The organism is Thermalbibacter longus, from assembly GCF_023806485.1.
In the GTDB taxonomy this organism is placed as follows: Bacteria; Chloroflexota; Chloroflexia; order Thermomicrobiales; family Thermomicrobiaceae; genus Thermalbibacter; species Thermalbibacter longus.
Genome location: NZ_JAMSLR010000015.1, coordinates 54,185 through 60,578, shown reverse-complemented (window position 1 = coordinate 60,578; position 6,394 = coordinate 54,185). Strand labels below are relative to the sequence as shown.

The 6,394-nt window shown below is 71.1% G+C and carries 6 protein-coding genes; all 6 read right to left on the bottom strand.

Annotation, left to right across the window (positions count from 1 at the left end):
- A partial coding sequence (locus tag NET02_RS15045; protein WP_284058252.1) for a hypothetical protein occupies positions 1-1,241 on the bottom strand: 1,241 nt, incomplete at its 3' end.
- A 671-nt stretch (positions 1,242-1,912) separates the two neighbouring features.
- Positions 1,913-2,443: a (2Fe-2S) ferredoxin domain-containing protein gene (locus NET02_RS15040; protein WP_284058251.1), complete on the bottom strand. Its 531-nt coding sequence runs from the start codon at positions 2,441-2,443 to the stop codon at positions 1,913-1,915.
- Between the two features lie 317 nt (positions 2,444-2,760).
- The gene (locus NET02_RS15035) at positions 2,761-3,534 is read right to left on the bottom strand and encodes a hypothetical protein (RefSeq protein WP_284058250.1); all 774 of its coding nucleotides are present in this window, start codon (positions 3,532-3,534) and stop codon (positions 2,761-2,763) included.
- On the bottom strand, positions 3,531-4,043 hold the full coding sequence (locus NET02_RS15030) for a chemotaxis protein CheX (RefSeq protein ID WP_284058249.1): 513 nt from the start codon (positions 4,041-4,043) through the stop codon (positions 3,531-3,533). The genes NET02_RS15035 and NET02_RS15030 overlap by 4 nt, the downstream gene beginning before the upstream one ends.
- Before the next feature lie 14 nt (positions 4,044-4,057).
- Positions 4,058-4,444 carry a response regulator gene (locus NET02_RS15025; RefSeq protein WP_284058248.1) on the bottom strand — a complete coding sequence of 129 codons (387 nt, stop codon included), beginning with the start codon at positions 4,442-4,444 and terminating at the stop codon, positions 4,058-4,060.
- 16 nt (positions 4,445-4,460) lie between these two features.
- Complete coding sequence (locus NET02_RS15020; RefSeq protein ID WP_284058247.1) at positions 4,461-6,302, bottom strand: chemotaxis protein CheB; 1,842 nt, start codon at positions 6,300-6,302, stop codon at positions 4,461-4,463.
- Positions 6,303-6,394 lie beyond the last annotated feature (92 nt).

The window sequence follows — 6,394 nt, the reverse complement described above, 5'->3', positions numbered from 1 at the left end:
AGGTTGGCCATGGTGATGCCGGTGTTCCAGCCGTTGAAGTTCTCGAACACCAGCGGCCCGTACTTGGCGTAGGTGCCGGTGTCCACCCGCGGCTGCGGGATCAGGGTGAGCGCCATGTCTTCTTCGTCCTTGAGCCGGTCGACCGTCGCCGCGATGGCGCAGTCGGCCGAGACCCAGGCCTGCCCCACCCACTCGTTCACCCCGGTCGGGAAGCCCTCCGCCAGGAGATCGATGTCGACCATCTCCCCGGCATCGAGCAGCGTGGTGAAGCTGCCTAAGCTCGGGTCGGAGGAGCCGCTGGGCGACTGGTAGAAGGTCACGGTGATCCCGCAGGAGTCGACCTCGGAGAAGTTGGTGACGTGGATCACCGAGTTCCAGCCGTTGTTGGTCTGGACGATCGGGAAGGCCCAGTTCCACTGCCCGGTCTCGCCCAGCACGTCGTCGAGCGTGCTGTCCGCCGGCAGCCCGCGCGAGAGCGCCAGGTCGGAGAGCGGCAGCGCCGTGTAGCCGGTCACCGCCACCGTGTCGCTGCTGGTGCGGCCAGCCGAGCTGAGGTCGACCGAGGCGTGCTTCTCGATGCCGCCGATCCGCGGGCAGATCGGGTCACGGAGCTGATAGGTAATGGTGTACTCCGTTCCTATGGCAGGATGGTCGCCAATCGCCTGGCCCTCGTTTTCGCCCGCCTCGAAGAACCAGATGACGTCAACACCATCGTCGCCGCCGAAGACTTCGAGCAGGTAGTCCCCCTGGCCGTCCTCGAAGGGATCGTAGGTCGTGCCGTCCTGGGTAATCTTAATGGTGCCGATGTTGCCGTCCCAGCCCGGCAGCAGAGCAACATCACGGGAAGCGTCTTGTCGAGTAATCCTGGCCGTGCCGGTCTCATCGCACTCGGCGGCCACGTAGACCGCCCCGGCCGCCTCGTCCTCGATGCCGAGCGCGTCGGCCGAGAAGGTCTTGGATGCGTGCGGATTGAGCGTGGCCGTAGTGATCGAGTCACCCGCTGCGCTGATGATCTCGATGTCAACGGCCCGGTCTTCCAGGTTCTGCACCGCGATCACGCCGTACCAGGGGCCGTTCCCCTCTTCGATGTCGACGCCGTTGGGGATGTAGGGGAAAAAGATGGCGTTCTTGCCCGGCACCTCCGGCCCGGGCGGCTGCGCCCCGGCCGGGACGACGGCGCCCGCGAGGGCTCCGGCCACCAGCCCCAGCGCGACCAGCAGGTGTACTAGTCGCTTAGTCATACGCGTCTCTCACTCCTTTCGTCGCCAGCCAGTCTCCCAGTTGACGACTCACCGATCATGGGCAGCGTGCCCGCCACCCGGAACCCGCGCACAACAAACGCGCCACCAGGCGGTGACGCCGGTCTCATCCGTCCCCCTCGATGTGCTACCCTCCTTTCCCTTCCGATAGTTCCCTAGCTCGCCAGATCGCCGGGCACTGCCGGCAGTCTACACGAGGCTGCGAACGTTCGGCAAGAGCCGCCGCGGCGCCCGGTCGCTTCCGGCGCACCCATTCTCTCTAACGCGCGAGGGCGGCCAGTGGTTGCGCGGCCTCCCCCCTCACCCCGGCTTCGCCACCCCTCTCCCGAGCCGCCCTCACCCCGGCCTTCGGCCACCCCTCTCCCGCCGAGCGGGAGAGGGGCCACCGGTCGCGCGATGCAGTACAGCCCCAGCACGCGCGTGGGGCCGCGGACGACGACTGCCGGGAGCCCGCGGGCGATGCAACAGCCCCAGCACTCGCGTGGGGCCGCGTCCCCTCTCCCGCACCACGCGGGAGAGGGGGAAGTGGGTGAGGGCGCAGAGCGGGAGAGGAGGAAGGGGGTGCGGCGTACGCCCCCTCTCCCGTCGAACGGGAGAGGGGGTAGGGGGTGAGGGCCACCTAGCGGGTGAGGGCGGCCGGGGGTGAGGGCGGCCTACGCCCCCTCCGCGCCGCCGCCGGGCAGGCCGTAGCGGCGCCGGGCTTTGCTGGTCACCCACACCGCCTGCCCCTCGCCCTGCGGCTTGCGCGCGATGAAGCCGCGCCGCGCCTGCTCGGCGCACCAGGCCTCGTCGAAGCCGTGCGCGCGGGCCAGCGCCAGGAACTCGTCCGCTGGCACCGGCTCGCGGGCGGCCGCCTCGGCGAAGAGCTGCCGGCGCCGGACCTCGTCCTCGCTCTCCGCAAACAGCAGCAGCCGCTCGACCGGCCGGCCACCGGCACGCAGCGACTCGATGATGTCGGGGATGTCCTTCACCTGGACATTGCGGTAGATGAGGCCGTCGGGGTAGACGACGATGTTCGGGCCGATATCGCACAGGTCGATCGAGTCGCAGGTGTTGGCCATGACCTCGGCGTCGAGGCCGCGGCGCTTCAGCTCGATGCGGAGCCGGCCAGCGACCTGCTGGGCGCCCTTCTGGGTGCAGTGCGAGGCGGTGCAGATGAGCACGTGCTTGCGGCAGAAGTACATCGCGCCACCTCCACCCCCAGCCTACCACACCCTCACCCCGCCCTCACCCCGCCCTTCGGGCACCCCTCTCCCGCCCTGCGGGAGAGGGGGTAGGGGGTGAGGGCGCGTAGCGGAAGAGGCAGCCGGGGGTGAGGGCTACGCCCCCTCTCCCTACCCACCCTCACCCCGCCCTTCGGGCACCCCTCTCCCGCTCTGCGGGAGAGGGGCCACAGGTCCGGGTCGCACCCCCTCTCCCGCATGTGCGGGAGAGGGGGTAGGGGGTGAGGGCCACCTAGCGGGAGAGGGGGAAGGGGGTGAGGGCGCCTAGCGGGTGAGGGTTACGCCCAGCGCCAGAGGCCGGTGCTGGCCAGCCACGCTGTCTTGTCCCGCTCCTTGCCGTCCGGCGCGCCCCAGAGCGTGCGCAGCGCTAGCTCCTCCGGCAGCAGCATGAGCCAGACGGCCCGCTTCTCGTGCTGCGGCGGCTGGCCCTTGGCCGCCCGCACCGGCCGCTCCGAGTAGCCGAACGTCGCTTGCAGCGCCAGGTGCCTCGCGGCGGCCAGCTCGGCCGGGAAGTCGCGCGGCGTCACCGCTGACACGCCGTCCAGCAGGATGTACAGCGGCCGATCCAGCTTGGCCCGCCAGGCGCGGGCCAGCACGCCGCAGGTGACCACGTTGCACACCTCGTGGTAAGCCATGAGATCGCTCTCCTGCGCCTCGCTGAGCGCGAGACCGCCGTCCGGGCCAGCCTCCGGCACCTGGCGCGCAGCCGGCGGGCGTCGCAGCCCGATCGCCCCCCAGTCGAGCGCCTCGGCCAGCGGTTGCAGGAGAAAGGCCGGGGTCGACTCCGGCCCCAGGTTCAGGGTGAAGCGCGCGAGCGCCCAGGTCGAGCGTGGCGGGAACCCGCGCGGCTCCCAGTAGGCGCCGACGATCGACTCGGGCAGGAAGTCGATGGCGATCCCGAGCAGGGTGCCCAGGTTCTCGGCCACCACCGGCAGCAGGTGGTTCTCCCAGAGCACCGGGCGGTATCGCTGCGGCGCCTTCGGGTTCCGGACGAGCGGGGCGGTCTCGGGGAAGATTGCGGGTGTCTTGACCGTCATGGCCGTACCTGTCATCCCTCCTTCGCCGCGAAGCCGATGGCCAGCACCGGCCGGTCGGGCAGGCCGAGCTGCACGTGGGCCGAAACGCCGTTGACCAGGCTCGCGCCGACGTTGAGGCTCCTCGCGCCCCCGACGTAGACGGGTAGTCCCAGGCCGAGCGTCATCCCGGCACCCTGCAGCCGCTCCTGCATCCGCCCGGCCACGATGTTGGCCAGCTCGCGCACGGCGTCTTGCAGCATCTCGTCGTCCTCCGCCGGGCGCTCGCCCAGCAACGCCTCTGCCAGCGAGGCCAGCGCCTCGAAAGGGCCGCCCACCCAGGCGACCGCCTGGAACCCGCTCTCGCCGGTGTCGGCCAGCGAGACGAGCGCGATGCCGACCGGTGGGTCGCTCCAGGGCAGCGGCCCGGGCCCGAGCACCGTCACCTCGACCCCGCAGAGCGGGTAGATGCTCTCCACCGCGGCCTGGCTCACGAAATCGAAGAGCTGTCCGCTGGCGACTAGCTCCTCGACGATCGCGTGGCTCATGCGTCCTCCCTCGCCTACGCCCGGGCCGCCAGCAGCATGTCGAGCGTGGCAGCCAGGGCCTCCGGTGTGACCGGCTTGGTGAGCAGCGTATCGACGCCGGCATCCTTGGCCCGGTGCATCTGCTCGTCAGTGCTCTGGCTGGTGATCATCAGGAAGGGAGTGCGCCGCTTGCCGGACGCCCGCTCCCGCTCCCGCGCCGCCCGGGCGAACTCCACCCCGTCCATGCCCGGCATGTTCCAGTCGACGATCACCAGGTCGAGCGTGCCTGGCTCGAAGAGCTGGAGCGCCTCTTCACCCGAGCCGGCCTCCAGGATCTCGGCCTCGTAGCCGGCCTGGCGCAGCGAGCGGGCGTGCATGATCCGCATCATCTTGGAGTCGTCGACAATCAGGACTCTCAGCACCTGGCGTCTCCTCGCGCTACGACTGTCCCACGAGCGCCCGCCGGCCGCTCCCCGCCCAGCGGGCGATCTCACTTGGGATATCGTCAGCCGGCAGCACCTTCTGAACTGCTCCCCGCGCCAGCGCCGCCTCGATCATCCCGGCCACGACGGCTTCCCGCGGATCCTGGGCCAGCGTGTACGCCCCGGCCGCCGCCAGCCGGGTCATCCCCTCGGCGCCGTCATCGCCCATGCCGGTCAGGACCACCGCCAGGGCGCGATCTGCCAGCCCAGCGCGCGCCACGCTGAGAAAGGCGCGATCGATGTTCGGCACGTAGATGTCCCCGGGCGCCGGCAGCTCGACCTTCAGCCGCCCGCCGTGGGCGACCGTCGTGTTGTGCTGGCCTGGCGTCACGTAGACCGCGTCCGCTTGCAGGAGATCGCCTGTCGCCGCCTCGCGCACGGTATAGCCGCTGAGGCGGTCGAGCCGGTCGGCGAAGCTGCGCGTGAAGTTCGCCGGCATGTGCTGCACGATCAGCACCGCCAGCCCCAGGCCGGTCGGGAGCCGACGCAGGATCTCGGTGACGACCGCCGGGCCGCCGGTCGAGGAGCCGATGAGCAGCAGCCGTTCCCACGACGGCCGGCGCAGCGATACCAGCGGCCCGGTGCCGGCCGGTGCCGGCCGGGAGCCCCGCGCGGCGACGGTGCGGATCCGGCGGGCCAGCTCCTCGCCCAGCCCCCGGAGGGTCTCTGCGCGGTCGTCGGGCAGGACGAGCACGCCGGTTCCCCGGAGCAAACCGCTCGCTGGCCCGGCCAGCGTGAGGGCCGGAGTCGCCCGCGCCCAGGTCTCCCGACCGGCCGTAGCCAGCGCCGGGTCGGTCACCGCGTCGAGCAGCACGATGTCGGCCCCGGTCTCCCGGAGCCGCTCGGCGACTTCGGCCGGCGAGCGCGCCTCGCCGGCCAGTTCCAGGCCGGTCTGGGCCTGAAGCACCTGGCGGAGCACGACGCGGGTGGCCGGCGAGCGGCTGACGAGCAGGACGCGGAGCGGCTCGCCCCGGCGGTGGGCCGGTGAGGTGGCGGGAGGCGCGGCGGCTTCCCGCCGGCGGAACAGGTACGCCCCGGCGAGGGTGACCCGTTCGAGTTCCGGCGGGGGCGCGTCCAGCGTCTCGGCCGAGCCGATGAAGAGCGCCCCACCGGGCGGCAGCAGCTTGACCAGTCGAGCGATGACGGCCTTGCGGTGCTCGGGCGTGAGGTACATCAAGGTGTTGCGGCAGAAGACGATGTGGAAGGGACCGGCCGGCGCCTGCTCGACCAGGTTCATCTGCTCGAAGTGGACACGCTGTCGGATATCGGCGCGGATGAGCCAGTAGTCCCCGTCCTGGCGAACGTAGCCCTGCGCGTGATGCAGTCCCTGCTCGCGGAACGACCAGCGACGGTAGCGCCCCTCCCGCGCGCGTTCGAGCGCCCGGCGGTCGATGTCCACGCCGAGCACTTCGAACTCGACACCCAGTGGGGTAAGAGCGCGGTGGGCGGCGATGGCGAGCGAGTAGGCCTCTTCGCCAGTGGCGCAGCCGGCCGAGAGGATCCGCACCGGTCCGCCGCCACGCGCCAGCTCGGGAAGAAGCTGGCGGAGGGCATCGAAGTGCTTCGGCTCGCGGAAGAAGTAGGTCTCGTTGATGGTGAGGGCCTCGGCGAGCCGGTCGAGCTCGCGCTCGCCCGCCCGGAGCAGATAGCGCAGGTATGCCTCGGGAGCGTCGAAGCCGGCCTGGCGTGCCTGGTTCTGGACGACACGAGCGAGCCGCTGCCACAACAGATCGGTCGGGCTGAAGCCGAGCCGGGGAAAGACCCGCTCGCCGACGGCGCGCAGTAGCTCTTCAGGCACAGAAGATGTCCCTTCGCCGGTGCTCCAGCCACTCCCCCATGAGACTATCTCGGCGGATCGCGCCGGCGGCTAAAGGGGGCGCGAGCGGCTAC

Bases quoted from the DNA above. Each gene is read 5' to 3' on its own strand.
- NET02_RS15040 (WP_284058251.1), bottom strand. From the start codon at position 2,443: ATGTACTTCTGCCGCAAGCACGTGCTCATCTGCACCGCCTCGCACTGC.
- NET02_RS15030 (WP_284058249.1), bottom strand. From the start codon at position 4,043: ATGAGCCACGCGATCGTCGAGGAGCTAGTCGCCAGCGGACAGCTCTTC.
- NET02_RS15035 (WP_284058250.1), bottom strand. From the start codon at position 3,534: ATGACAGGTACGGCCATGACGGTCAAGACACCCGCAATCTTCCCCGAG.